Annotated in this window: 23 protein-coding genes, 3 pseudogenes and 2 CRISPR repeat arrays; of the genes and pseudogenes, 3 read left to right on the forward strand and 23 right to left on the reverse strand. The window is 29.3% G+C overall.

What is annotated here, in order from left to right; genetic code table 11:
- Positions 1 to 190: pseudogene (locus HALSAC_RS17340) on the forward strand (IS110 family transposase); the annotation flags it as partial.
- Positions 191 to 595: 405 nt separating this feature from the next.
- Here the strand turns inward: HALSAC_RS17340 and HALSAC_RS0103685 are convergent.
- From HALSAC_RS0103685 to HALSAC_RS0103790, 22 genes and pseudogenes are all read right to left on the reverse strand, one after another.
- A complete protein-coding gene (locus HALSAC_RS0103685; RefSeq protein WP_027339122.1) occupies positions 596 to 1174 on the reverse strand; it encodes a hypothetical protein in 579 nt (192 codons plus the stop codon).
- Positions 1175 to 1199: 25 nt separating this feature from the next.
- On the reverse strand, positions 1200 to 2024 hold the full coding sequence (cmr4, locus tag HALSAC_RS0103690) for a type III-B CRISPR module RAMP protein Cmr4 (RefSeq protein ID WP_035571251.1): 825 nt from the start codon (positions 2022 to 2024) through the stop codon (positions 1200 to 1202).
- A complete protein-coding gene (gene cmr1 / locus HALSAC_RS0103695) occupies positions 2017 to 3084 on the reverse strand; it encodes a type III-B CRISPR module RAMP protein Cmr1 (protein WP_035571253.1) in 1068 nt (355 codons plus the stop codon). Before cmr1 ends, cmr4 (HALSAC_RS0103690) begins: the two co-directional genes overlap by 8 nt.
- A 1-nt stretch (position 3085) precedes the next feature.
- Positions 3086 to 4387 (reverse strand): type III-B CRISPR module RAMP protein Cmr6, encoded by a 1302-nt coding sequence (gene cmr6, locus HALSAC_RS0103700; RefSeq protein ID WP_027339125.1) that lies wholly within the window; start codon positions 4385 to 4387, stop codon positions 3086 to 3088.
- 4 nt (positions 4388 to 4391) lie between these two features.
- Positions 4392 to 4799, reverse strand: coding sequence for a type III-B CRISPR module-associated protein Cmr5 (gene cmr5 / locus HALSAC_RS0103705; protein ID WP_027339126.1), 408 nt, complete (start codon positions 4797 to 4799; stop codon positions 4392 to 4394).
- Positions 4789 to 5661 (reverse strand): type III-B CRISPR module RAMP protein Cmr4, encoded by an 873-nt coding sequence (gene cmr4, locus HALSAC_RS0103710; protein ID WP_027339127.1) that lies wholly within the window; start codon positions 5659 to 5661, stop codon positions 4789 to 4791. The genes cmr5 and cmr4 (HALSAC_RS0103710) overlap by 11 nt, the downstream gene beginning before the upstream one ends.
- Positions 5662 to 5676: 15 nt before the next feature.
- A complete protein-coding gene (locus HALSAC_RS0103715) occupies positions 5677 to 6957 on the reverse strand; it encodes a hypothetical protein (protein ID WP_027339128.1) in 1281 nt (426 codons plus the stop codon).
- Positions 6954 to 8045, reverse strand: a complete 1092-nt coding sequence (locus tag HALSAC_RS0103720) for a type III-B CRISPR module-associated Cmr3 family protein (RefSeq protein WP_084804313.1) — start codon at positions 8043 to 8045, stop codon at positions 6954 to 6956. The genes HALSAC_RS0103715 and HALSAC_RS0103720 overlap by 4 nt, the downstream gene beginning before the upstream one ends.
- Entirely contained in the window at positions 8023 to 9855 is a 1833-nt protein-coding gene (locus HALSAC_RS0103725) for a Cas10/Cmr2 second palm domain-containing protein (protein ID WP_027339130.1), read from the reverse strand. Before HALSAC_RS0103725 ends, HALSAC_RS0103720 begins: the two co-directional genes overlap by 23 nt.
- A gap of 366 nt (positions 9856 to 10221) precedes the next feature.
- Positions 10222 to 10698: direct repeats of the CRISPR family, unit length 37 nt; unit sequence GTTTCAATCCTTGTTTTAGTGGACTGTTGATTTAAAC.
- Positions 10699 to 10994: 296 nt separating this feature from the next.
- Entirely contained in the window at positions 10995 to 12698 is a 1704-nt protein-coding gene (locus HALSAC_RS0103730) for an AAA family ATPase (protein WP_027339131.1), read from the reverse strand.
- A gap of 551 nt (positions 12699 to 13249) precedes the next feature.
- Positions 13250 to 14021: direct repeats of the CRISPR family, unit length 37 nt; unit sequence GTTTCAATCCTTATTATAGTGGACTGTTGATTTAAAC.
- A gap of 260 nt (positions 14022 to 14281) precedes the next feature.
- Positions 14282 to 14644: pseudogene (gene cas4, locus HALSAC_RS16320) on the reverse strand (CRISPR-associated protein Cas4); the annotation flags it as partial.
- Positions 14645 to 14679: 35 nt separating this feature from the next.
- Positions 14680 to 15492, reverse strand: a complete 813-nt coding sequence (locus HALSAC_RS14970) for an SMODS domain-containing nucleotidyltransferase (protein WP_211231297.1) — start codon at positions 15490 to 15492, stop codon at positions 14680 to 14682.
- Positions 15476 to 16273: a hypothetical protein gene (locus tag HALSAC_RS0103745; RefSeq protein ID WP_027339133.1), complete on the reverse strand. Its 798-nt coding sequence runs from the start codon at positions 16271 to 16273 to the stop codon at positions 15476 to 15478. Before HALSAC_RS0103745 ends, HALSAC_RS14970 begins: the two co-directional genes overlap by 17 nt.
- A 115-nt stretch (positions 16274 to 16388) precedes the next feature.
- The gene (gene cmr6 / locus HALSAC_RS0103750; protein WP_035571256.1) at positions 16389 to 17333 is read right to left on the reverse strand and encodes a type III-B CRISPR module RAMP protein Cmr6; all 945 of its coding nucleotides are present in this window, start codon (positions 17331 to 17333) and stop codon (positions 16389 to 16391) included.
- Positions 17317 to 17712 (reverse strand): type III-B CRISPR module-associated protein Cmr5, encoded by a 396-nt coding sequence (locus HALSAC_RS16325; protein ID WP_051412066.1) that lies wholly within the window; start codon positions 17710 to 17712, stop codon positions 17317 to 17319. Before HALSAC_RS16325 ends, cmr6 (HALSAC_RS0103750) begins: the two co-directional genes overlap by 17 nt.
- On the reverse strand, positions 17705 to 18634 hold the full coding sequence (gene cmr4, locus HALSAC_RS14980; RefSeq protein WP_051412067.1) for a type III-B CRISPR module RAMP protein Cmr4: 930 nt from the start codon (positions 18632 to 18634) through the stop codon (positions 17705 to 17707). The genes HALSAC_RS16325 and cmr4 (HALSAC_RS14980) overlap by 8 nt, the downstream gene beginning before the upstream one ends.
- On the reverse strand, positions 18624 to 19685 hold the full coding sequence (locus tag HALSAC_RS0103765; RefSeq protein ID WP_027339135.1) for a type III-B CRISPR module-associated Cmr3 family protein: 1062 nt from the start codon (positions 19683 to 19685) through the stop codon (positions 18624 to 18626). The genes cmr4 (HALSAC_RS14980) and HALSAC_RS0103765 overlap by 11 nt, the downstream gene beginning before the upstream one ends.
- Positions 19660 to 21192 carry a type III-B CRISPR-associated protein Cas10/Cmr2 gene (gene cas10, locus HALSAC_RS0103770; protein ID WP_027339136.1) on the reverse strand — a complete coding sequence of 511 codons (1533 nt, stop codon included), beginning with the start codon at positions 21190 to 21192 and terminating at the stop codon, positions 19660 to 19662. Before cas10 ends, HALSAC_RS0103765 begins: the two co-directional genes overlap by 26 nt.
- Positions 21185 to 22462 carry a hypothetical protein gene (locus HALSAC_RS14985; RefSeq protein WP_051412068.1) on the reverse strand — a complete coding sequence of 426 codons (1278 nt, stop codon included), beginning with the start codon at positions 22460 to 22462 and terminating at the stop codon, positions 21185 to 21187. The genes cas10 and HALSAC_RS14985 overlap by 8 nt, the downstream gene beginning before the upstream one ends.
- Positions 22463 to 22475: 13 nt before the next feature.
- Entirely contained in the window at positions 22476 to 23084 is a 609-nt protein-coding gene (locus HALSAC_RS0103780) for a CorA family divalent cation transporter (RefSeq protein ID WP_027339137.1), read from the reverse strand.
- Positions 23062 to 24126: an IS3 family transposase gene (locus HALSAC_RS0103785; RefSeq protein ID WP_027339138.1), complete on the reverse strand. Its 1065-nt coding sequence runs from the start codon at positions 24124 to 24126 to the stop codon at positions 23062 to 23064. The genes HALSAC_RS0103780 and HALSAC_RS0103785 overlap by 23 nt, the downstream gene beginning before the upstream one ends.
- Positions 24123 to 24620, reverse strand: coding sequence for a transposase (locus HALSAC_RS0103790; protein ID WP_027339139.1), 498 nt, complete (start codon positions 24618 to 24620; stop codon positions 24123 to 24125). The genes HALSAC_RS0103785 and HALSAC_RS0103790 overlap by 4 nt, the downstream gene beginning before the upstream one ends.
- A gap of 93 nt (positions 24621 to 24713) precedes the next feature.
- Here HALSAC_RS0103790 and HALSAC_RS0103795 point away from each other — a divergent pair, with 93 nt between their 5' ends.
- Together HALSAC_RS0103795 and HALSAC_RS17345 are read left to right on the forward strand one after the other, a co-directional pair.
- The gene (locus HALSAC_RS0103795; protein WP_027339140.1) at positions 24714 to 24923 is read left to right on the forward strand and encodes a hypothetical protein; all 210 of its coding nucleotides are present in this window, start codon (positions 24714 to 24716) and stop codon (positions 24921 to 24923) included.
- Positions 24924 to 25065: 142 nt separating this feature from the next.
- Complete coding sequence (locus tag HALSAC_RS17345; protein ID WP_211231298.1) at positions 25066 to 26151, forward strand: plasmid pRiA4b ORF-3 family protein; 1086 nt, start codon at positions 25066 to 25068, stop codon at positions 26149 to 26151.
- Between the two features lie 86 nt (positions 26152 to 26237).
- On the opposite strand, the pseudogene HALSAC_RS14990 reads toward HALSAC_RS17345, so the two are convergent.
- Positions 26238 to 26622: pseudogene (locus HALSAC_RS14990) on the reverse strand (molecular chaperone HtpG); the annotation flags it as partial.

The following is a 26622-nucleotide window of genomic DNA, read 5'->3' on the forward strand; positions in this document are numbered from 1 at the left end:
TGAATTTAAAGAGCTACATCAATACTACACAACACGCTCTAAAAACCCCTTAAAGAAAAAACAATCCCTAGTAGCTCTATGTTGCAAATTGATTAGAATATTGTTTGCTTTATGGAAGAAAAAAGAAAAGTATGATGGTGAAAAATTATTTAGAAATATCAAACGTTCAAATTTACAGGGAGCTGCTTAAAGATATTTAAAATGAATTATTGGAATGTAAATTTTATAATATAGATCAATTATTTATGTTTGTTTTTCTTAGATTAAGTACTTTGAAAAAGGAAGACTGGAAGAGCTGGAATTAATTATTTCAATATGGGCATAGACCCTGTCGAGGAGCATATCCAGCCTCCACCCATGGATAGGTAGAACGAAGGAATGTAGGGACATAGATCCTGAGAGATATGGGAGGTTAAACTACCATGGAAATGTGGAGTTCCAATAAGCGACCATATTTTTTAAAAATAATAGTTAAGTTTTTAGATTACTTTATCCTTGCAATTCCAAATATTAATTGGTTTTAATAATTAAATCCATATTACTTTTTTATAAGAAAATAAATTTCTAAGAATAAGTGAGCATGAGTGAGATAAATTTAATTTATAGAGGGAGTACTATAATCAAATATATTAGAGTAATAAACTAAATTCATTTCTTTCAAACTTAAAACTAAATTTTCATCTTTTTTTGATAAAACCTTTATTCTTTCTTCGGCTATTATTTCTTTTAACGCTTTCTTTATTTTATCTATCTCATCTGGCTTTGCATTACCTTCTTCTTCACTATCTATAAAAGTATCATCATAGCCTAAAATATAAGCATCTAAGTCCTCATTATTATCTCTAACTATCACAAATCCATTTATTCCTACTTCAGCTCCCACTCTATCATACAAACTTTTTTTAGGCTCAAAAAAAGCTTCTACTATCATCCTCAATAACAATGACTTTCCTGCTCCATTCTTCCCAATAATTCCAGTGATACTTGATATTTTTGATTTATCTTCCTCTAATAATCCATCTAAATTATATAAGTTTTCTATAGTCTTTTTATCCGTTTCTTTTAGTTCATTATTATCATAATCAAATTCATAGAAGATATCATTGCTAAAATTGAACCCTTGCCTAATAAATTCATCTCTATATTTATCAACCCAGATATAAACTAACTCCATAGCTACCCCCTTTCATACTATCAGATTAACTTTCATCTACAACTTTAAGCTTCACAAACCCCTTACCTAATGACTTATCTCCGCCAAATTGAATTGTCTTTCCTCCAATAATTTTTGTAAACTTATCTAATTCATTATTCCCCCGTATCTTAAAGATTTCTCCATAAAAAACAGTCTCCCGCGGTAAATACTCTACTGTAAAAAGACCTCCTGTTTCCTTATCTACTAAACCATCATCATCAATTTTAATCCTTGTATTTACTTCAGTTGTACTCAATACTAAAGTTTTAAAATACTCATTTTTAATTACAACAAGTCTTTCTTTAATTTCATTTAACATTTCTTCTTTGATTAAACCTTTTAATCCATTAAGTATATTATCTTCATCATTTATTTGACTTACATTTAACTTATAATTCTCTAATATCACACTACCACCATCTTCAACTTTAGATTTACTAAATACTTGTCCATCTTTATCTTCTAGCTCTACTGTTACACCTATATTATTTAAAATATAAGGACAAGTTATATAAGCAAATACCCCCTTAGCAGATGAAATCGGATAGAATAATATCTTAGCATCACTAATCCCTATCTCTGATATTGACTTCACATCCTCATCAGCACCTAATAATTTTTCAACCTGTTCTTCATTTGATAAATTTTCAATTTCATCAATATTTCTCTTCAAATAATGCTTAATAGACCCTTTAATACTAGAAGCCTCCATCTTAGGAAAAGCAGTATGTCTTTCTCTTTGTATCGGCAAATCTACTATTCCTAACTCTGAGCCACTTCCCATATGTAAAGGTGATAATACTTTATATAAAACTTTCTTTTTATTCATTTTCGCCATTCCTCTCTATTGAATTCATAAATTCTTTCAAAGTATTTTCAGCATTTCTGCTTACTTTTCTTTTTTTCTTGTCCTTAGTATCAAAACAATAACCACCTAACTTAACAAAATATCCTATGTATTCTTTTTCCTGTTCATTATCTAAAGGATTAATTTCCATTACTTTAAATATAATTTTAGAAGCTAATCTATTAGTGTTATTTTGATAATTTTTCTTCAATTTTTTTATTGGTAATCCAAAACCAACTAACTCCCCTTTACTTTTACTAGCCCTAAATTCCTTATACTTTTCACCCATTTTATCCAAAATTGGGGACGGTTCATTTTGTTCACCAGGAATATTAAATTGTTTAATACTTGAATATTCGCCCCAAGAACATATATTTGAAATTAATTCTTTTAAACTTCCATATCCTTTTATAGAATTAAAAGTTCTTTCTATATTTTCAAAACTATAATTACCATCAAATAAACTCTTTATTTTTTTCAATTTGTTCTCTTCTAAAACTTTACCTCCTATAAATTTATTAATAACCTTAAATTCAGTTACTACAAAATTCCCTGCACCTTTTCTACTTCGTGAACCTAGTCCTCCAAAGAACATTAAATTTTTAAAGCTTTTCAATACATCCTGTAATAAACTTATTGATTCCTTAGTTGAAATTACAACATCAAATTCACTATCAATATCATAATATTTTTTTGTGTCTTTATATACTCTAAAAGAATATAATAAGTACTGTATTCCTTGATATTCTTTCCAACTATCTTTTGAAGCTAGCTTTTTATTTAAGTTTTTGTTAATAATTTGTATTTTGATTTTTGATTTTCGATGAATTTCATTTCCTTCTTCATCCTTATATGACCCGCCAAAAATCTCAACCTCTGCTTCTCTCATTTTTTCAATACTCTCATACCTAAAACAATTCTCTGCTCTCCACCAAAATCTCAACAGACCTTTAATCGAAGTAGCACGCAATTCTAATTTATTATCTGCCCCGTGCATAACTAAAGGAGTAAGTAATTTACACTTTAATTTTACCTTTAACATTTTACTCATCAACCTCCTCTAATAAGCCATAGCCTGATGTCTTCTTAGCTCCCAAACCATAATTGCCTAAACATAAACTAAATAACGAACTAATATACTCTCTAACCTCTTTATCATATAAATAATCTTTAGTTTCTTTAAAATCATTACTAATAACCATATTGAATTTAAACTCTGTATCAGTCAAAACATAAAATTTTATTATTTTGGGATCTATATCATCAGTCGGAGCTTTTCCATCACTATAATACTCTGCATAATGTGGAGTAATAATATCAGTTTCAATCTTAAACTCACCATTTGGATAAGTGTCAAAAAAGATTAAACTTCCTCTTTCAGCATCACTTTCTTTAGCTTCTGAACCAAATAAATACTTTCTGAAATATTCCAATATTATATTATCCTTTGTATTCTTATCAAAATTATCGTCCACTTCTTTAACTGTTTCAATCAACCTTTTCAATTTATAATTAACCTTCTTATCTGACTGATAAATATCTTCAGTAAAAATTCTTCTAAAAGCTCCCTTAATTGTACTAGCTGGAATATAAGGAATACCTGTTAAATGATCTACTTTAATAGATACTTCTCTGTAATCTGCTTCCCCTAAACCAATTATTAATTTATCCTTTATTTTAAACCTCATACCATTATCTTTTAGTAATTTATCTTTACTTTGTTCTAAAATTTTATTCTGAAGCTTATTTATATTATCTAATTCATTTCTTAATTCAACTCTACTTTTTTCATCATCTTTTCTTTTCAGCTCATATTTTTTGAATTTAAATTCAAATTCAAAATCTTTTTTATCATTCCTAGTTTTCTTTTCAAATCTATAATAATTGTGGTTATCATAGAATAAGTTATGTTTCAAACCATCTTTTTTCAAATTGATTTTTAAATCCTTTACCTTATCCTTTATCTCAGAAGAACACGACTTGATTTCAGATTTACCATTATTTGATTTACAACTCATATCTAATTCACAATCCATTAACTTAGCTAAATAATAAAAATATCTCATCACATTATAAGTTAAATGACTACTTTCGATATTCTCAGTATTCTTAAAATCTTCAATCCTATTACTTATAACTCTTTCCAAATTTTTAAATTCATCCTTTTTCTTATTATGAGCCTTATCAAAAATATGAAGATATACATTCTTGATTCCGTTATTCCTTATCATCATTGAAAACTTACTTAAAAAACTTTTTTCCATCCCTTTAAAACATCCTATATCTTTATAAGCAAATTTTATCAATTTCCTATTTGACATTAAATAATCCTTGAATTTTTCCATTCTATCACTCCAAATCATCTTCATTATCTACTATTTCAGCCAAAGCAGTCCTTTTTAACCAAACAGAATAACTCAATATTTCCTCAGAAATTCTACTAATCTTATTATTATCCTCTTCACAATTAATAAGTTCTATCATTAAATCATCCTTTTCAAGTTCTTCAACTTGGCCAATATAACTGTTCCACTCTTCAAATATATCTAGATGTATCCCTTTTTTAGATTTAAAAAACAGCAATGTCTCTAATAATCTATTATTAAGTATCATAGTTGGTAACTTAACACAATAACTTCTTAAACTATTCTTATCTTTCTTATTCTCATCTTCTTCTATTTTTTCTAATTTTCTCGTTATAAATTGATAGGCACTCAATGCCCTTCTTCTCTCTAAATCCTTAATACTACTTATCATATTTATCACCTATTATCTTAATTTTTCCTTTTCCTATTGCTCGCCCACTACCTATAAAGCAACTTCTTTCAAGTTTATTAAAAAACTCCTTCATAATTTCCTTATTACTTTGATTAGCCTTTTCAAAAATAACTCCATACAAAATACTTTCTTCTGGCAAAAACTCCTGAGAAAATAAGCTTCCATCTTCAGTTGTCATTTTCTTATCATCTATTTTAATCCTATATATCTTCTCAGTAGATAAATCCACTAGCTCTTTAAAATCTCTATTACTTAAAACAACTATCTTCTCAATATCAACAATCTCTTTATATCCTTTAAAATACTCATCTAACTTTTCTACTAGTCTTTTTTCTAGTCTTTTCAAACTTCCTGCTTTAAAATCATACTCTTCAATTCTCTTTATTTCACTATTATCATCTAGCAAACTAAGATATTTACCTAAACTCAAATCTAAACTATCTAAAGCATCAATTACTTCTTCCACTAATTTAATTCTTCTTTTAAATTTATCATCTTCTCTAAAGCACAACTTATATAATTCATCCTCAAAGTATCTTTTAAGAATATATGGACAAGTCCCCAAACAAAATAATCCTCCTGTTATTCTGAAGGAAAAAAATAATAACTTTGCATCATTAAATGATATTGTGGAACGCTTATCACTTTTTCCATATATCTCATCTTTATCCAATTCGGATTTTTCTCTAAATGCTCCTTTTATTACCGTAGCTTCAATCTTAGGCAATGAACTTGCAATTTCTCTTTGAATAGCTAAACTAATCCCCTTATAACCCCTTCCCGTTCCTGCATGAAGGGGAGATAACACCTTGATAAAATAACCTTTGCAGTTTACATACATCTTATCAACCCCTAGTTATAAACTTTGTTTTTTCAATAACTCTTTTAATTTACTTTTAGCATCTTTTTTATTCAATTCATCTAATCCCCAAATCTCTAACCTTGCTCTAAATGCTCCTCTAAGAGTCCTCTTTATATTTTCATATTCTTTTAAGTTATCCTGTGTTAAATCATCTATATCCTCTTTAAAAAATGGTGTGATTAAAACTGGAACTGCATAAGCTCCCCCAATGGTATAAGCAGTATATTTTCGTGCCTTTAATGTATCTGAACTAGCTGTTCCACTCTTACATTCTAAAGCAATTACTTGTCCCGAATTAGTTAATAAACAGATATCATGCTCAAAAGAACAAGAATTATAAGCTTTTTCAATATGATGGTTATCATAAGTATTTACATTATGCCTTAAATCTATAATCTGTTCTTCCAATTTTGCATCTCCCTTTATCTCTTCCACCAACTTAGCAATAACTATCTTCTCTAAGATATAACCAAAAGGATTACTTTGATTAAAATCACCTTCTATATCCTTAGTAACTAAATTTCTTAATTCTTCCTTTATATTTTTAATTTCTTTTTCTTCTTCATCTGTTACTTTATTTTTATTCAACTTGGTTAATTTATAAATAAATTCTTTATCTTTATCATCTATTATCTTTAAATAAGACTTATATTTATTTTCTTCACCTAATAAATTCTCTGTCGATGAATCTTTAACAGTATAACCCATTAAATTCAAAGCATTTTCTATATTAAAACCTTCAGGCAAAGAATAATTTTTTACCTCTTCACAATCTCCTCCATTAAAAAAATCATCTATCGCTATAATATGCTTCTTAGCTTTATTCCCTTCTAAATACATCAGTTTAACATCATCAATACTCTCCTTTAATTCTTTTCCAGCCTGCATCATAGCTAATACAGAATTTCTCTGCCCTCCAGTAATATTAAAAACAACCTCTTGATAATCTTCATTTTCAATTCTAACTATAATGTTTCCTTTTATACTCTCTATACTTTTATCCTCTATTTTAATATTCTCCATATCACCATTTACGAGAACTTCTTTTAATACCTTCTTCAAATTTGAATCCCACATTCCATTATCAAATCTACTAAACAAAAATTTATCGCTAGTCTCTTCTTTCTCCTCTGCTTCACTAAGATTATAAATAGTCAAATTCTTAATTTTTTCCTTATCAAAATTATCATCACTATCCTTACACATCTCAATAATAGGAATAAAATTTATCATCTGATTAAATGTTGATGAAATTACTATAGCTCTCTTACTCATCTTTGTTCCCCCTTATCTTCTATTAAATCAAAGCTATTAAATCCTTTGAAACTTTCATATTCATAAGTAAGTTCTTGAAGTGACTCTTCAATTTTTTTAGTTAATTTCTCTATACTAATCTTCTCTTTGCTCTTAATATAAAGCACCGTTCCCGCTTGATAAACCTTTCTCATTACTTTAGGTCTTTTCTTCTTATAATCATATCCTCCAACCCTCTTTGCTCTATCAGTAATTAACTTAATTATTTTTAACTCTTCTAAGTCTTTAATTCTTTCAATAAAATCACTAAATACAGCTTGTTTAAAAACCATCTTAAACTTATCTATTTTTTCATCAGACTTATTTTCTAACCTTCTTAGTTTATAATTACTAAAGTCATCTTCCACTTTATATTTAGCAACTTTAGACTCTCCACCTAATTTTAAAAACCCATAATCTCTTAATTCAAATTCTCCATTGTCAGTTTCATATTCAATTAAATAAGTTATGTTAGTATCTTTAAATTCATTAATATCCATCTTATAAAGCTGTTTATCTTCAGATACTCGTTTAGAATTTAACTCAATACCTACTTTATAATCCTGTAATATAAAATTTGATAAATCATATAATTTAATTTCTTCTTTTTTAAGAATATATTGATAATAAGCATTCATAGAGATTAATTTATTCTCTACACTTTCATAATCCTTAGCTCTAGGTTTCAATAATCCATTCTCTAAACTATCTATATAAGCATAATTATCATCATCTATGTGCATATCCAAAGGAGCTTTTATATAGATTTCATTCTCTCGTTCATCATAGAGATAGATATTCTTAATTGAAAAATACCTAGCTATAGTTTCTTCATAATTTCTCTTTTCTTCTTTTTTTAGATTATTACTTAATATCCTTTCCGCAAGCCCCTGTTTACTATTTTGCATCAAATAAGCTGAAAAGATAGCTCCATAAAATACAGAGGGATTGGGAATTAACATACTCTGTATCCAATTAGATGTCCCCGCCTTAAAAGGTGTTCCATCTCTAAAAAATTGTGTATCCATCGGCTTAATCTTTATAAATTTACTCATTATTATCACTTCCATTTAATTCAGTTGATAAATTGGCCAATTGATTTGCAATATACAAGATATTGAAGTAATTATCAAAATCAATATCTACTTTAGCATTACTTCTATCAAGATTAATCTTTAAAAACTTTTCTAGTTTACCCTTAGCTTCTTCAATAAACTTCTCTTTATTTTTTTTATTCTTTTCTCTATTATCTTTAAGATTATTATTTGGATTAGTAATTATTTTTCGCTTTAATATTCGTTCTAACTGGCCTACAAATATTCTCATGAATCCAAAACTAAATTCCTCTGGTGCATAATCATCTCCACCTAAATTATTAATAATCTCTTGATATGAATTAATAAATGATGGTGAGATATAAAACGATTTTTCACTTTTATTAAAGTAATCTCTTATCCCAAAAAAATGTTCTAAAAAATCATTTTTAAAGTAAGTAGTCTTAATTAAACTAGATGAATTCTTCCAAGTAACTATCATTCCTGCTTTTCCTTTATCCTTATATCTTTCTTTGACCAACTCTAAATTACTATCTAATATCTTTAAATTATGAGCCAAATCAGATTTATAATGAGCTATCACTATACTTGTAGAATAACTTAAATCAGAAAATTCTTTAATTATAATATCTTTAAACTTCTTTTTTATTTTATTCAAATGTTTTTTAAGATTATTTGGAGTGGTTAAAAATAATATATCATCTCCACCTGCATAAACTATATTTTTTATATTTTTATCATTTGACCTCAATTTACAGTCTGCAACTACTTCTTTATTAAATTCAACTAATTTTGCTGATAATTTTTCTTGTTCTTTTAACTTTTCATCACTTTTTAAACTTTTAAACTTCTTTCCAAGATTATCAATATCAACTTTAACTAAACAATATTGTGTCAAATTCAATAAATATTTATATTCTTCTTTATCATCATTATTACTGCTTTTAAAATACTCTTTAAAAATTGATATATCTTTACTCTTATATCTTTCTTCTTTACTTTCAATAAAATCTTTCCATAATCCTAATAACTGTTTTTTCTTTAAAATATCATATAATGCATAATAAGCAGTAGAGTTATATTCTTCTGCTTGGCTATTCTTTTTATTACCAAAAAATCTTTTGAAATAACAAGAAGCACATAATGCCTCTTTTTCATCTAAATTAGAACACTTTATCACTTCTAATTTATCTATAATCCACTTATAAGTTTCCTTATCCTCTTCTATCTGATTATATTTTTCCTTCTTCAACTTTTTCTTTAAATAACATCTCTTACCAATACTATTGTTCTCTTCATTTATAAAATTCCAATTTCTAATCCCACATAATGTACACTTATCTCCTAACTCTTCTAAAACAATTTCAAATTCACCTCGCTTTTTATCTTCTAATTTAATAAATAAATTATCATATGCTTGCTTATAATTATCTTCAGAGCTAATCTCTTCACTAACTAAATAAATTCTAAATTGATCTTTTAAATGACTTAAAATTAACTTTTTATTCTCTTTAACTACCTTTTCTTCGACCTTATTAACAAGTTCATTTAAAATATCATCTTTTAATTTCTTATCATCTATATCTTTAAAATCATTCTCTTCCTTTTCAAAAATAAAATAATTAGGTGAACTATTTACATTATCATTTTTAATCTTTGGCAAAATTAAATCTGCTTCATCATTGATTTTTAATTTAATTTTAGCAATTGATACAATCTTTTTTATTATTGCACTACTATTGAATAAGTCTTTAACTTTTCTTGATTGATAAATATAGGTTTGTACAGGACTAACAGCAAATAAAATTACAACATTTTGCTTCATCAAGCCACCCCTCACTTGCTAGATTATCCCAAGAAATAAATTTGGGATTTTTTAATATCTTTATAGTCCTATTTCGACACCCAATGGCAAATACCTTCTGCTTTGGTTATTATTATTGTAATTGTACTATTAATTTACAACTTCATAAAATATAAAAAAACACTCACAATAATATGTGAGTGCTTAATTTGTCGGTTTTGCAGAGTTAAATATTTCAATCCTCATGGGCTGTCAAATACCCCTCCGTCCTAAACTACTCTCTAACTACAGCCACGGAAGACCTTTTGACCTTTAAAGACCTGTAGGATAGTGGACTGTTGATTTAAAATTAGAAACTAGAGAAAAAATCCTAAGAACTACATTTGCGTTTCAATCCTTGTTTTAGTGGACTGTTGATTTAAACACTGTTGAAGAATCTCTAACAACCCGACCAGCTTTTTTGTTTCAATCCTTGTTTTAGTGGACTGTTGATTTAAACTTATTTCAACAAACTTCCTAACACCATTATTCCCAAGTTTCAATCCTTGTTTTAGTGGACTGTTGATTTAAACACCCCAGTCATAACTCCAATCTTCTGCTTCTGTTTCGTTTCAATCCTTGTTTTAGTGGACTGTTGATTTAAACTTTAGATCTTTCTAGTCAAAAAATATATGTTGGTAAGTTTCAATCCTTGTTTTAGTGGACTGTTGATTTAAACGCTCACTTTCTAACTCTTGAAACAAATTCCAAGAGGGTTTCAATCCTTGTTTTAGTGGACTGTTGATTTAAACAAGTAACTCTAATATTTCCTCTATCTCATCTTTCTCGTTTCAATCCTTGTTTTAGTGGACTGTTGATTTAAACGTCAAGAAGAACAAACCCCATTCTACCAAGGGTTCATCAACATTTCTTAATACACTAACTCACCCATTTTAGCACCGTATATTTATACAAAACAGCCCTTTTTGACCATTTTGCCGTTAAATTGCACCCTTAACAAACCCTTACAAAGACTAACTTTATCAAAGTTCGTATATTTATCCACCAATAATTTTATAGCTTTTCTTAAACAACTCTACTACTATTCTACTAAAATTAACCTTTTAAGTCAAGTGAATCGCAAAAGAATAATAGTAAATATCATAATCCAGTTTCATTAACTATTCTTCAATTAAAACCGACTTCATACATTTAGCACCCACAAAAATAACTACCCACTTCTTTAAATTCTTCCTCTCTTTTAACTCATCAGCTTTCTTATACCTTAATATCTGATCTTTAGCTTCTTTAAACTTCTCTTCAACTATTTTTTCATCTTTATCTTTATACTCACTTTTTTTAATATACTTTAACTCAATTATCCCTTCATACTCTGGCTTAATTCCACTTCTCTCTAAAAGGGCAATGTCAATATAGCCATCCTCTACCTCATACTCACTTTTAACATAATAAACTTTACTTAACATCAAATAGCTAAGCATAATCAACTTAACATACTTCTCATCAAAACTAATATAATCTCGATTTGATAAACGATCTAAAGTCTTTTCAACTATCTCTATAAAACTATCTATCCTTCCTTCTAGTGCTATCTGAATTATACTCTTTTTTATCTCTACAGTTTCGATTTCATAATCTACATCTTCCTTTACAATCTTAGCGAAAAAATCAAAATAAAGCTCTTTTATCACATAATTAGGTACTTTTAAATTCATCAAATTCAATATGGAACTATCTATAGTTAAAAACCCTAAATAAAACAACAATGACAAGAAATCTTCTGAACTAAACTCCTTAGCCAAACTAAATTCTCTAGTAATTGCTGCTTGTTGTAACTTGCCACTTAATATTCCATCTAATATCTTGAAATTTCTTTCTTTATTCTTTAAAGTAAATAACTCTCTCATCTTAGCATAATCACTTGAAATATTAGTATCTATCAAATCACTTGGTTCACTACCATCTATTTGGTACTCTCCTAAATAATACAGTACCATATCACTATTAAACAACCTCTTTTTAGCTTTTTCATTAAATAAATAGCCATTATAATACTTCTTTAACTTTAAAAAAAGCTCCTTATTATTATCCTTGTTATTTATCACCTTAGCTAATAAATACTTAACTTCTTCTTCTGTAAAGCCCATCATCTCATTTAAATTCTTATCTCTTGTTTTATTTTTAGCTATATTAAACCCACTGGTTAAACTATCTAAAGTAATCGGACTAACCCCTGTAGCAAAGATCCTATCTACTATCCCATCTGCCGTTCCTTGCTTTAATATCTCATACCATTTACGAACAAATCCTGTCTTAGTAATTGTTTCTTCAAAGGTCTCAACCTGAAAACTCAACAACTCATTGGCAAAATGGTCATATTCATCTATCAACACATAAATCTTGCCATCTATCTTATACTTAACTTTAGTTAAAAAAGAAGAAAAAATAATCGAAGGCATAGTTGCTTCCTGCCTATACTCAAAATCAAGACCATAACTATCTATAAACTCATCTAGACCTTCCTTGATCCTTTGATTAAATGCTTCCAGCAAATCAGATTTGGTTGATGTATTTATACCTGAAAAATCAAAATTTAAGATATAATAACTATTAACCAAATTGGTCTTATTCTCTCCAATATATAAATCACCAAATAATTTATCAAAATCACCTTTTTTATTTATGTCATAATAGTGCTCTAAAGTGGATAAGAATAAAGTTTTCCCAAACCTTCTTGGTCTTAAAAAGAAGATATAAGGTTCCCCATAACTTTCTAATATCTCTATATATTCAGTCTTATCCATATAGAGATAATTGTCTTTTCTTAATTTATCAAAATTACTGACTCCATAAGGTATTTTCATTACATCTACCTCCTCATCAATTTTATTATATCCTATTTTTAACAATATTAAAAGACCAACCTTCTAAGAAGTTGGTCACGATTTAATCTTAATTTTTCAATCCTTGTGGGCTGTCAAATACCACTCCGTCCTAAACCACTCTCTAACCACAGCCACGGAAGATCTTTTGACCTTTAAAGACCTGTAGGATAGTGGATTGTTGATTTAAACTATTACCGTTTAATTTAAAATTAACGAACACACAAATTTCAATCCTTATGGGCTGTCAGATAAACTTCCGTCCTAAACTACTCTCTAACTACAGCCACGGAAGGTCTTTTGATCTTTAAAGACCTGTAGGATAGTGGATTGTTGATTTAAACTATTACCGTTTAATTAAAATTAACGAACACACAAATTTCAATCCTTATGGGCTGTCAGATAAACTTCCGTCCTAAACTACTCTCTAACTACAGCCACGGAAGGTCTTTTGACCTTTAAAGACCTGTAGGATAGTGGACTGTTGATTTAAACTAAGATGCCTTATGATCTATGGGTAGAAAAAGGATGGAGTTTCAATCCTTATTATAGTGGACTGTTGATTTAAACTTGGTGATTGATTCTAACTCCTCAGCCTGCTCTCTATGTTTCAATCCTTATTATAGTGGACTGTTGATTTAAACCAAGAAAAGAACAAAAGCCAACACACCAAATTTAAGAAGTTTCAATCCTTATTATAGTGGACTGTTGATTTAAACTATAGAAAAGAGTTGATTAATAGCCCTGAATTAGATGAGTTTCAATCCTTATTATAGTGGACTGTTGATTTAAACTTCTAATGCTATTCTAATAACTTCACTTTTGTTATCGTTTCAATCCTTATTATAGTGGACTGTTGATTTAAACAAAAGGGGAAAGAAAAAGCTAAGAAGCACCATCTTTAGTTTCAATCCTTATTATAGTGGACTGTTGATTTAAACGCTACGCTTTGGTACAAAGACAACCAAAATTTCAATTGTTTCAATCCTTATTATAGTGGACTGTTGATTTAAACTGCTTTTAATTGAGGGCTGGGTTTTTTGAATTTTGGTTTCAATCCTTATTATAGTGGACTGTTGATTTAAACAAAGGGTTTTCTTTAATATAATCAGCAGCACTTTTGTTTCAATCCTTATTATAGTGGACTGTTGATTTAAACAGTGATGTATCACTCCTCATCTCACCATCTACTCTGTTTCAATCCTTATTATAGTGGACTGTTGATTTAAACCTAAGTGTCTGCGAGAAAGTGGCTCAAGGGATGGTTAGTTTCAATCCTTATTATAGTGGACTGTTGATTTAAACCCGTCAAGAAGAACAAACCCCATTCTACCAAGGGTTCATCAACATTTCTTAATACACTAACTCACCCATTTTAGCACCGTATATTTATACAAAACAGCCCTTTTTCACGATTTTGCCGTCAAATTACACCCTTAATAAACCCTTACAAAGACTAGCTTTATCAAAGTCCGTATATTTATTCACCAATAATTTTATAGGCTTTTCTTTAAGCAACTTTACTACTATTCTACTAAAATTAACCTTTTAAGTCAAGTGAATCTCTATTTAACACAAATATTACGGTAACAACAATCTCTACACCTTCTCTTATAAGAAGTTCCTTTGGGATAATATCCCTTACCTACAATATTGATTATCTCCTGCAAAACACTATTCACCTCTATAAAATATTCCTTTTTAATCTCAATTTCAACTAATTTATCCTTACTTCTAGTATAGACAAGATAAGCTCTATTAACCTCAATATCATAATTATCTTCAATTAACATCCCATACATTATAGCTTGATATCTATAAGTATTATAAATCCTCTCCTTATACTTAGCAAACTTATAATCTAAAGGAGCAGCAGTTCCATCATTTAAAAATAATACCTCATCAATTATATCATATATTCTATACTTCTTTAAGCTTAACTTTTGTTCTGTAAGCTTTCTTTCTACCTCAACTCAGGTAAAATAGACTTCAATCTCTTTTCAGCATCACCTGTGCATCCTATCTCTTCTAATTGTTTCACCTTACCAACACTCTGTTTCAGTTTTCTAACTTTATTTGCTAAAGTCTGAGATAGACCGCAAGTCGACAAATTCTCTACCGTTTTATAAAAATAATCCCTTAAGCTACTACACCCATAATAGATATAACGATTAGAATTATATATAATAGACTGCTCTAACTCAAAAGACCTGTATATGTAACCATTCTGTGCATTCCAGTATTTAATCAAGCGAACTACAGGCTTAATATTATAATTGTTACCTTTATTAGCTTGAGTCAAAGATTCATTAAATCCATTTGGATTAGTAAAAGTCCACTCTGATAAGATATTACTAGGAGCAGGAATCTTATAGTCTTTAAACCAGATACCACCTGCATTGTAAGCAGGTACTAATTCAAACTTGATATGATTTAATTCTAATACAATTGTAGGGTGCGATTGAAAAATCTCTGATGTAGAATAAGAATTATTAGCAAAGCTCTTCAACTTATTTAAATATGTCTGAGGTTTGTAATTATTTGAATTATCAAAAACTATCATATAATCAATATCGGAATTATCATCAGCTTTTCTCGGTAAGATTGTACCGCGAGTATATGAACCAAAATAGAACTGTTCTTTAATATCTTTACCAAAATAATAAGTTAACCTCTTTTCTAAGGTTGCTATTGAGGTAATAATACTTGCTTTCTCACTACCCTTTAATACTAGCTTACTAGCTAAATCTGTTAAATAACTATTTACACTCATCATTATCACTTCCGTTATTCTCTTCTTTAATATTATATCTTACCTTTAACCCTTCCCATTTCTTAGTCAACTCTTCATTCATTTCATTATAAATTTTAGAATTTAGAGAAACCTTTAAATTAGATATGTTTGCTTCATAAGCTAAGTATATCTTTAAAATATTTGCTTGATATTTAACTAAATTTTGAGAATTATCTTCTAACTCTTCATTAAACAATGCCTTTATCTCGTTAAAAATCTGTTCAACTTTACTATGGTATCTACAAATGTTGATTAGATTTACTATAAAAATCTTAGATAAAAACAACTGTAATATTGGCAATGCAATAGCAGTTCTTGAAAATCCATATATAGCTAGACAAACTACTGCTATTATAAATATTATATTTTTTACTAACTCTTGTTCTTTCATCCTCCTTGATATCTCCATAGAAAATAATGAATTTTCAAATACATTGACTATCATTTTATATAACCCAGCTTCAACTCCATCATTATCATAATATTCTTTTGAAGGATTGTGAACAAACTTAGTTCCAAAAGAATTATCTAAAAAATCAGCTCTTCTTACTTCTTCTGCTTTTTCAGTATAATGTCTAACTATAAAATCTAAAATTGCTAGAATTACAATTGCAAATATACTTATTCCAGTAACTACTAAACTATTATTAAAGAAACTGAATATAACTGAGAAAGAAAACATCAACCAAAATAACACCTTATAAGCTTTTTTATAATTGTTAGCAACTTTAAAATAATCTGTCTGTGGCGAATATTTAGCCATAATAACCCCTCCTATTCTTAGATGTTTTGTACTGATATAAATCCTAGTTATTCATATAATAATAGTAATTAAAACTTATATCATAATTAATATAAAATAAATTCTATAACAAACCTCAATCTACATCTTCCAAATAACCATATCCCACATTCGTCTTAGCACCAATACCTAAATCTAAAACAATTGTTCTAAATAACTCTCTTTTCTCCTTAGCTGTGATTTTAATATCAGAAACTATGCTACCCTTTAAATCAAATTCAAACTCAAATATCACATTAGGCAATACTTTCAAAAACTTTAATGGAGTAGGATCTTTCAGTGGATTATCTCCATGGGGAGTTATATAATCCTCTCCTACTATCCTTCCTTTATCCTCTTTGCCACCACCTCGATATCTACTTTCTACTATCTTTGCATCATAAAAGATATCCCTATCATAGATTGATAAGCATTCCCTATTCTCATCAACACCCTCAAAAATCTCATCTCTTAATATATATGTATCTACTTCTTTAGCATCAGATTTAACTTTATTTTCTGATCTATCAAAGATACTCTCTAATATTTCTTTAATATACTCTTCTTTCTCTTCATCATACCTCTCCCCTTCAACTGGAAAAGCACTCCTTAATAATCCCTTTACCGATGAACCAGGTATAATTGGTAAACCAGTAGTATAATCAAATTCAAAGCCTAACTTAAACTCACCATCTGTTTTAGTTTCATGACTATAGCCACTACCTATTAATAAACCGGGGTATGTTGTTTTAAATTTTAACCTTTGTTTATTATTAAGTTCTCTTTTTTTATCATCAGTTGCTACTTCAAATCTATAACTCTTAAGTAAATTATTTTTCTTTCCATATTGCTTACCCATAAATTCCTTTAATTCCTTTAATCTATCCTCTGCATCTTTTATTCTTTTCTTATCACTACTATCTTTAGCATCCCAAAACTCTTTTAACACCTTTTTGTGCTCATCTTGTCCAAAGAAACTATAATAACCTTTATAGAATAACCACCCTAAATCACCTTGAAAATTACTATTCTCCCTCGTCATTTTTATCACCACTATCAATCAATTTAAAGGTTCTAATTGCTAACTTCACAGCAATAGCTCCATCCTTGACTCTTCTCTTTATGCTATCCTTACTATCTTGATTATCAATAACATATTCCAATAATCTAGAACACTCATCACCTTCACTAATCAACCTTAAAATCACCTTCATCAATTTATGACGCTCCTTCTGAGACTTGGAGTTATCATCTTCATAGAAAGCAATCGCTGGTAATAGACCACTTTGAATCATACTAGCCCCAAAAGAAGCAATATAACCATTAAACTCCTTAGGAACTTTCCCCTCTTTAGCAATCTTCTCTTCCTCTATTAACTTTATAGCTTTTGGAATATACTCTTCTATCCGCTTTTTACTCACTTTCATCACCTAACTTTTCTATCTCACATAACTTTTCTATCTCACAATATCCATACCCGATAGTAGCATTGGCTCCTATTTGAATCTTATCATCTTTAATTATATTATCAAATTTTTTATTAATTTCTTGTTTTGAAATTTTATCTTTCTTATTATTAAAATTTACTTCTCCTTCTTTAGTTCCCTTATCTACTCCAAAATAAAACTTAGTCTTTCTTGGTACTAGCTCTTCATACCATAAGTTCTTACTCTCACCATTATCTAGCTTATTCCTAGCTATTACAGGCAACTCTTCTATCATCTCTTTAAACATCTCATCACTAAATAAAGCTATATCCTCCCCAAATATCTTCTTAATTTTTTCTGATAACCGAAACCCCTTATTAACTTCAACTTCATAATTTTCAATTAATGTAGAATCATCTCCATCAAAAATAATTACTTTATCTCTGACAACTAACTTTTCTAAGTTATCTAAGTCACTTTTAATAGATTCACATTTAACTCCATTAAAAATTTTAAGATATTCTTCAAAATCTTTTATAATCTGAGGACAGATAGCCATGTAGTAAGCTTTTTTATTACTCCTTACTGGAATTGCTAATAATCTAGCATCAAAGAACCTATAATGTCCTTGATTATTAACTAAAACTTTACTCTTATTTTCTTGGTCATTTTCTTTCTTATCATAACCAAAGATATACTTTATAAGTTCAGTATCTTCACCTTTGCTAACTCCTTCTTTCCATCTAAAAAACTCTCTTAATGCTCCCTTCAAGCTAGAAGCATTAATCACAGGGAAATCAGTTAGTGCATCCCGTTGCACTTTATTATCAATTACTCCAAAGTTAGCATCTCCACTCCCTACATGCATGTTAGTTGTTGCTTCAATTATATATAACTCCTTCTTGCTAGTTGCCATTACTATCATCCTCTCCAAAATAATTTGTAATATTATAACCGATCTGATTTAAGTTTTTAGACTCGATCTCTTTAATTATCGCTTGACACGTCTCTTTATCCTTTCCATAAATAACCGAAGCCTTTTCTAAAAAGACATATTGATTTTCTATCTTTTTATAATTCTTATTTTGACGTATCATATTCTTAAAATAAACAGGTTGTCCTAATACAAAATCAGCCTTTTCATACAACGCTGTATAAGCCTCTTCATTCAGATATGTATCACTCACTAATACTACTCTATTATCATCTGCTTTATTACTAAATAACTCCTCAAAATCTTTATCATACTCTCTAATCTCAATCTTAAAAGCCGAAGAATCAGCCCCCATATAAACAATATTACTATATTCATCTTTAATTAACTCTTTCTTTGTTTGTAGTAAAAAAGCAAATTCAAAATCACTCTTCAATCTATAAAATATCTGCTTATAATAGCCTTCATCATCATTATTACGTACTTTAGTGATTCCTATCTGCTCATCCTTTTTAAAAATTTCATCAAAACTTTTTATTAGCTGATTATTCAAGATATTCAGGCTGATAAATTTATTCGGTAAACCATCTTTTGAATTATAACCCTTGAAAAAAGGAATGAAATCCCTCTTATTTGATAAACAACTCTTTCCTTCTTCCTCTTTTTCAAACTCAAGATCATAATCAAAAGGCAACTTAAAATAAAACTCCTCACCTTTAGCTAAAAAAACCGGTGATAAACTCTCTATCATACCAAAATTTTGCTCAAACTTATTTATATTAAAACTGCCCTTTCCAATTACCTTTCTCATCTTTTCTCTATCATTATAATTATAATCCGCCCAATTTTCTTTATATATCCCCTTTATCATCAATATCTCTTTTCTAATAGTTCCAAGTAATGTAGTCTGCTGAGGAAAGACTCTTGACTCTACAAGATAACTTCTCTCTACCCCTTCACCAAAGGTCTCCTTCCCACCAAAGAAGAAATTCCCTAAAGGCTTCAATCTAACTAGATACTTTTTCTTCTCCATTCTCTTCTCCCTCCTTTCCACTTATAAAGCTTATAAACTGCAAAATTCCGTTGATTAACTCCATAGCCTGACCCTTATCTGTCTCTCTATAAACCTCTTCCACTAACAGTCTAACATCTTTCAAATTAGAATTCTTCTCATGAATCTCCTTCTTAAAACTATTCTTAAAATAATTCTCTAACTTATCACTATCACTAGCTATCTCTTCAATCAATACCCTCTCATTAGCTAGCTTGTACTTAACTGAACTCAAGAACTTGTCGTCTTTCTCTAAATCTTTCAACAACTTTCTAAACCTACTATAACTCTTACTCTCCTTATTCAAAGTCAGATTAAAGTAATGTCCACTATGCTTTAATACCCTAACCGCTATGGCATTCTTAGTTTTACCCTTCATTTTATAATTCTTAGCTTCTCCAAATAATAACTTCCCTGCACTTTCTAATGCTTCATATAAAGGATACTTATAATAATTTATTGCCACTCCATAAGACAAAGAAGGCTTCTGTTCCAGCTCTTTTATCTCTTTCTCAAAAGTATCCTTATAAATATCATCTAAATTATTAATCAAGTCAAAGATATTACTCCCACCATTAATAACAGGTACAAAGAATAATAAATCATCACCGCCTGCAAAAATAGGCAGACCACCATAATTCTCTATCTCCCTAGTAGATTTTAGAGCAAATTTAAATAGCTTCTCTGAAAAATCTTTATAGCTTTCAAAATTATTATCTATCTTTAACTTCTCTATAACCTTCCCCATATTATCACCATCAGCTTGGACAATAGCATAATATTTATGATATTTCTTTAAATATTCCTTATACTCTAACATATCATAAAATTTCTTATAGAACTCTTCCTCTGGTTCTTTAATTGAATCAACTTCATCCTTAGTTAATTTATCTGCCAAATCCATACTTGCTATCTCTGGAATAGATTTAATCTCCATCGCTTTCCCAAAAGCATCATCAGTTAAAAAACTATTCTTTATCTTCTTATTATCAAAGAATTTGAAGAGATAACTTTCATCTGTATCCTGTTCAGGAATAAACTTAGGTTGAAGCTCTAAACTATCAAGATAAGGGGATAATTCTAAGATTGGATTCTGATCCTCCCTTAGCTCTTTCTCTAGATAATAGATTTGAAAGTACTTCTGCAAATAAGACTCGATATCAGCTTCTTCTTTACCAATACTTCCAGAAATCTTTCCTGCAATATCTTTCAAGATATCATCTACTGTCTTTGAGATATCCTCAAAATCTCCATCTTCAGCAACAAAGATACATCTATCATGAAATAACCCTGCACCTAATCCTTTTTCAAAATATTCATCTTTTGCACAAGGAACTATAAAGTCTCGTTCATCCTTAAACTTCTTCATAATATTCTTCATTATATAAGAGAAGATATAACTGCCACCCCATAGTTGACCAGTCTTTTTAGCACTTTTAAGTGTATGATAAATAGGGCCAATGGTTATGCCTATGTATTTTTTAGTCATTGTTATCACCTACTTTACAAATGTTCTTTTGTTTGGCTTTCCTTAATTGGTTTTCTAAAGGATTATTAACATCAGAAACTTTTAAATTTTCATTAAAAAAATCTGCAAATTCAAATAAAAAATCTTCTAAGTTAAAATCATCTTTTGTAGGGGTACTTATTCTTTTTTCATTCAAACGATTATTGCCAGATGGTTGCTCAAAAACAAATTCTTTCTCAAAAATTTCATCAGGTATTTTGTCAGGAATAATTGCAATAATATTATCAACTACTTTAAAAGTAATAGGTGATTTAAATCTGTCGATATCACTTTTATATCTAATTTCTTCTCCATATCTTTTTCCATCTCTAAATTTTATACTATCTGAAATCCCTAACAATCCTCGTACATACTTTTTATCAATATCATCTTTTTCTATTCTTACATATGGCTGAAAAAAATTTTCTTTAATAAATCTTTTTTCATTTCCTATCGTCTTTCTTCCCATATACTTAAATAAGAATGACTTATGGTATGAAGCATTTTTTGTTTTTATATTATAATTAGGAATTTTTTTAGGTTTACCATTAAATTTGTAAACAATCTTTCCGTGCCTATCTTTTAAGGTTTTCATTGGATGACTAGGATAGTTAATTCCAGATTTCATTAAAGTATAGATTATAGATATATCCTCTAACAACTCTTTATAATTAATTGGATCATATTTAATATATAAAAATTTATCTCTTATTCTTTCTAAATTACTTAAAAAATCTTCTTCACAACTATTAATATAAAAAGAGCCAAAACCTTTATTTTGCCTAGTCCCGAAATTAGTTATAGTAAAAAATAAATTGATATATTCTTCAATTTTATCTAATAAACTTTGTTTAAATGCAAAAAAATCTATTATAATATCTTCTTGAGTAAATACAGCTTTTATTTTCTTCTCCCATGGCTTCTTGCCTATGTTTCCAAAAAAAGAAGAACTGTTTAACTCATTATCAATATCTATTATTTTGAGATTATTGCATCTAATCCTAACCTTATAATCAAAAGCAGGATTCTTCTTATCCTCTTCGCTCTCCCCCTCTTTAAATCTCTTATATCTATTAGAATCACCAACTAGAAATTTCTCGTATTCTTTAAAATCATAATTAAATGCATGTTCCACCAAGAACTTGTCCAATTTCGGCTTTAACTCCGTTGCTCTCAAGGTAGCTCCATCCTGCTCCGCTTGAAAATGAATTAATGGAGTATGTTGCTTTAATTTAACTGTTAATTTTGACATTAAATCAACTCCTTTAGATAAATAAAGTTATTAAGGGGAACAAAATTAAAAAAACTCCAATTCCGCATATAATAACTTTAGTTAAAATCTTTATTTTTTCACCTAATGAACCTTTATATCCCAAATAACCTACAATTGTTATAATAGTAGGAATTGAAAAATAAATTGCTATCCACTGCCAGACAGACTTTAATTCTGTACTAAAAATATTTTTCATAAAATCAATTACACCATTACTAACAAATATACCCTCGTATCCATTTGTCGGATGAATAAAATTCTTTAAATTCATGCCAAAAAAACTCATTGCAAAATTAGGAACAGTAAATAATGCTCCTATAACTGTAATTATAGTCAATAAATTATTTCTTCTACTCTCCTGCTCAACTGTTACATACTGATGCAACTCATCTATCTCCCCATCTAAAGCCTCTACTTCTCTTTCTATCCTCATACATTCTCTCATCTTATCGTATAACTCTATTCCCTGCTCTTGAGCAGTAACCTCTCTAAAATACATACGATTGGTAAATTTGATATACTCTCTATCGGTGTTTGTCAAGTAAGTTGTCGCATTTAAATTTTTCATTCCAATAAAATCAATCTTTTGATTGATTAGCATAACCTTTTATTTCTTCTTCTTTAATAGGGTTTAATGATACATACTCAGGCAATGACCAATCTCTAACCTCTTTAGCCCATCTTTCTGGGTGCTTTGCTTTGGCTTCTTTATACGTTTTAGTACGTCTTTTCATTATCTTCATATCTAAACCATAATGCCTTTGATATGGTGTTATAAAGTTGATTCCACTGTGTAAATAAGTGTAATTATACCATTTAACAAATTTCTCAACCCATTCTCTGGCTTCTTCTAAATTAGAGAAACCTCTATGTGGGTACTGGGGTCTATATTTCATTGTTTTAAAAAGTGACTCTGAATAAGGATTGTCATTACTTACTCGAGGTCTTGAAAAGGAACTTTGGACTCCTAACTTTTCTAAGGTTGCTAAAAAAGTTGCTGCTTTCATAGGACTACCATTATCAGAATGCAACACCAGTGGTCTTCCAGCTATACTTTGAGATAGAGTTGCCTTTTTTATTAAATATTCAGCGTATTCTGCTTTTTCTGTTTCCCATACTTCACAAGAGACTATAAATCTACTATACATATCTACTATCATATAAAGCTTATAATACTCTCCTTTGATAGAAGCATTTAACCATGTTATATCCCAAGTCCATACTTGATTAGAAGCTACAGCTATATGTGTTGGTGTTTCTCTTTTTACAGGTGCTTTAGATCGACTTCTATGAGTATTCATCTGTTCTTCTCTCAATATTCGATAGATTGTTGATTCTGATGCTAAACACCTCCCCTCATCTGCTAGCTTAGGGACTATTTGTGATGGTGGTAAATCAGCAAATTTAGGGCCATTAACTGTTCTAATTATCTCTAAACGCTCTTCTTGTGATAACTTGTTTTTAGGGCTATGTCTTTTAACTATTGGTCTTCGATCTTTTTCTACACTTCCGTTTTTAGTCCATCTTTGATAGGTGCGCTCACTAATATTTAACACTTCACAGGCTGGTTTTAATCTAGCGCCGTTAGTTCTTGCTTCATCGATCAGTTCTACTGCCATAGTGCGATCTGAATCACTGATCATTCTTCCTCGGGGTCCCCCCAGATCGCATTTGCTTTTTTTCTTAATACTAGTAATGCTGCTGTTTCTGCTAGAGCTTTTTCTTTACGTATCAATTCTTTTTCAAGCTTTTTATTTCTATCTTTTTCTTTTTTTAGGTCTTTTTTTAAATCTTGTGGATCTTCTAAATTAGAGGTATTAGCTTTAAGAAACTGTTCTTCCCAACTCTTTATATCATTAACATAGATTCCCTTTCTTCTACAATATTGAGCTATTTCTCTTTCTGTAAGGGATGCTGTTTCAAGTAATGCTTGAAACTTATCTTTAGTAGTCCACTTGTTAACTGGTTTAGGATCGTTAGTTTTTTTATTGTTTTTTCTTTTCCACTCATATATTGTTGTCTTAGGTATACCTAATTCTTTAGATAAACTTTTAACTGTATCAGTTGTTGGGGCTGTTAATCTTTTAAGCACTGACTCTTTAACTTCTTTGGGATATTTTTTCTTCTTTTTTCCCATATCACTACTCCTTAGGTTTATTGTCGTAATTATATTATACACTATTTAATCTATACGACAACTATCCTAACACATAGGGCTAAGGAAGATGACATGTTAATAAGAAAATATTTATTCGAATATGATAGTCATAATAATAGAGTGAAATCGACTAGAGTTGATGACAGTGGAAATAGATTTGTAATGTACTGGTATGAATATGAATATGATCAATATGGCAATAAGATAAAAAGGTTTAATATTGATGAAACAGATGGAGAAAGAAAGCCGTTATATATAAGGTACAAGTATCTGTTGATTTGAAATTCCTATATGTAAAATGATTGATTTTAAAAGTAATGTTGAATTACTTTTAAATAGCCAATTCATCTCCGCCCTAATTTAAGGGGAAACTTTCTTGGCTCAACTCGGCAAGTTACAGACTTGAAAGAAAAAGGGGTGTAAAATGTTAACTATTAATTGTACTGCTAAGTTAAAAAAAGAGATTGACTTCGAACTTGAAGAGAATGAGGAAGCAACCAGAGATGATTTTTATAACTGGCATGCGCATCTATTTACTATTAACAGAAGAAAGACAGTAGTTTTAATGAATGTTAAGACTAGATATTCTGTTGTTTTATATGGTTTAAAGAAAGCAGATTTCAAGAACTTCAATCAATTAGCAGTTAATGCTATCATTGACAACTTTAGAGCAGAGGGAATTAAGGATTCTTATATTGATAACTATCTAGAGAATATGAGCGAAATAAAATATTCTAAAACCTATAGTCGAAGCATCATAAGTCAAATAAATTACCTTAAAAGTTATATTGAATATTATAGTGAAGAGTTTTCAGTTGTATCTTCTAAGGATATGATTAAGTTAAACCAGAAGAATAATAGGATACCAATTTTAAAGTTAGAATCGTATTGTGCGATTAATTCTTTGAGGAATACGTTTATGGAGAGAATGGGTAGGTCTTATAATCAAGTTTACCGTTTTAAGATAAGTTTAAAAGGTATAGAACCACTAATCTGGAGAAGGATAGAGGTTCCCGATGATTATACCTTCTGGGACTTGCATGTAGCAATTCAAGATGCTATGGGTTGGTTGGATTATCATTTGCACGAGTTTAGAGTAAAAGGTAGAGAGATTGGTATTCCCCATCAGGACTTTGCTAATAATATCCTTACTGGATGGGAAGAAAAAATAGGCGATTATCTTTCTATGAAAAATAAGATGATAGATTATAATTATGATTTTGGTGATTGTTGGGAACATACTGTAGAACTTGAAGGTATTTATCCTGCTAAAGAGGAGTTAGATTATCCTCGTTGTTTAGCAGGTGAGAGAGCCTGTCCGCCTGAAGATTGTGGTGGTGTTTCTGGGTATTATGATATGTTAGATATACTTAATGATCCAGAAGATACAGAGCATGAACATATCTTAGAATGGTTAGGTGGAGAGTATAATCCAGAAGATTTTGAGGCGAGTGAAGTAAAGTTTCATAATCCCCAAGAGAGATTAAATAATATTCTTTATAATAAATAAGAAGAGCTTGATGGTCTCTAGAGACCATCAAGCTCTTCTTATTTAAAGATATACCTTTTTAAAGATTCAAAGTTCAAAGATATCTATTAATTTTCTGCCATTAGATCAGTGATTTTAGAAGCAAACTCTACTGGATTCTCTGGTGTCAACCCTTCAACCAATGAAGATAGGTTATAAAGTAATTCACTATACTCTTTAAGTTTTTTTGATTCTGGATTTTCATTATAGATACCTTCTAGTTTAGAAAATACTTTATGCTTAGGATTAATCTCAAGGATTCGATTGGCTGCGCCTACATTTTGATCCATCTGCTTAAAGATCTTCTCCATAGCTATACTCATCCCTTGCTCTGAGCTGACTAAGCAAGCTGCACTAGATTTTAATCTCTTACTCAAGCGAACATCATCTACTTTATCACTTAAATGATCTTTTATCTTGGCTAAAAGATCTTTTGCTTTAGGCTCATCTTCC

This window comes from Halonatronum saccharophilum DSM 13868 (assembly GCF_000517025.1).
Classification (GTDB): domain Bacteria; phylum Bacillota; class Halanaerobiia; order Halobacteroidales; family Halobacteroidaceae; genus Halonatronum; species Halonatronum saccharophilum.

Bases quoted from the DNA above. Each gene is read 5' to 3' on its own strand.
- HALSAC_RS0103715 (WP_027339128.1), bottom strand. From the start codon at position 6,957: ATGAGTAAGAGAGCTATAGTAATTTCATCAACATTTAATCAGATGATA.
- cmr4 (WP_051412067.1), bottom strand. From the start codon at position 18,634: ATGGCAACTAGCAAGAAGGAGTTATATATAATTGAAGCAACAACTAAC.
- cmr6 (WP_035571256.1), bottom strand. From the start codon at position 17,333: ATGACGAGGGAGAATAGTAATTTTCAAGGTGATTTAGGGTGGTTATTC.
- cmr4 (WP_027339127.1), bottom strand. From the start codon at position 5,661: ATGTATGTAAACTGCAAAGGTTATTTTATCAAGGTGTTATCTCCCCTT.
- cmr1 (WP_035571253.1), bottom strand. From the start codon at position 3,084: ATGTTAAAGGTAAAATTAAAGTGTAAATTACTTACTCCTTTAGTTATG.
- HALSAC_RS0103765 (WP_027339135.1), bottom strand. From the start codon at position 19,685: ATGGAGAAGAAAAAGTATCTAGTTAGATTGAAGCCTTTAGGGAATTTC.
- HALSAC_RS0103730 (WP_027339131.1), bottom strand. From the start codon at position 12,698: ATGAAAATACCTTATGGAGTCAGTAATTTTGATAAATTAAGAAAAGAC.
- HALSAC_RS17345 (WP_211231298.1), top strand. From the start codon at position 25,066: ATGTTAACTATTAATTGTACTGCTAAGTTAAAAAAAGAGATTGACTTC.
- HALSAC_RS0103790 (WP_027339139.1), bottom strand. From the start codon at position 24,620: ATGGGAAAAAAGAAGAAAAAATATCCCAAAGAAGTTAAAGAGTCAGTG.
- HALSAC_RS0103720 (WP_084804313.1), bottom strand. From the start codon at position 8,045: ATGGAAGTGATAATAATGAGTAAATTTATAAAGATTAAGCCGATGGAT.
- cas10 (WP_027339136.1), bottom strand. From the start codon at position 21,192: ATGACTAAAAAATACATAGGCATAACCATTGGCCCTATTTATCATACA.
- HALSAC_RS0103725 (WP_027339130.1), bottom strand. From the start codon at position 9,855: ATGAAGCAAAATGTTGTAATTTTATTTGCTGTTAGTCCTGTACAAACC.
- HALSAC_RS0103785 (WP_027339138.1), bottom strand. From the start codon at position 24,126: ATGATCAGTGATTCAGATCGCACTATGGCAGTAGAACTGATCGATGAA.
- HALSAC_RS0103780 (WP_027339137.1), bottom strand. From the start codon at position 23,084: ATGCTAATCAATCAAAAGATTGATTTTATTGGAATGAAAAATTTAAAT.
- HALSAC_RS0103685 (WP_027339122.1), bottom strand. From the start codon at position 1,174: ATGGAGTTAGTTTATATCTGGGTTGATAAATATAGAGATGAATTTATT.
- cmr4 (WP_035571251.1), bottom strand. From the start codon at position 2,024: ATGAATAAAAAGAAAGTTTTATATAAAGTATTATCACCTTTACATATG.
- HALSAC_RS0103745 (WP_027339133.1), bottom strand. From the start codon at position 16,273: ATGGCTAAATATTCGCCACAGACAGATTATTTTAAAGTTGCTAACAAT.
- HALSAC_RS14985 (WP_051412068.1), bottom strand. From the start codon at position 22,462: ATGTCAAAATTAACAGTTAAATTAAAGCAACATACTCCATTAATTCAT.
- HALSAC_RS0103795 (WP_027339140.1), top strand. From the start codon at position 24,714: ATGTTAATAAGAAAATATTTATTCGAATATGATAGTCATAATAATAGA.
- cmr6 (WP_027339125.1), bottom strand. From the start codon at position 4,387: ATGGAAAAATTCAAGGATTATTTAATGTCAAATAGGAAATTGATAAAA.
- cmr5 (WP_027339126.1), bottom strand. From the start codon at position 4,799: ATGATAAGTAGTATTAAGGATTTAGAGAGAAGAAGGGCATTGAGTGCC.
- HALSAC_RS14970 (WP_211231297.1), bottom strand. From the start codon at position 15,492: ATGATGAGTGTAAATAGTTATTTAACAGATTTAGCTAGTAAGCTAGTA.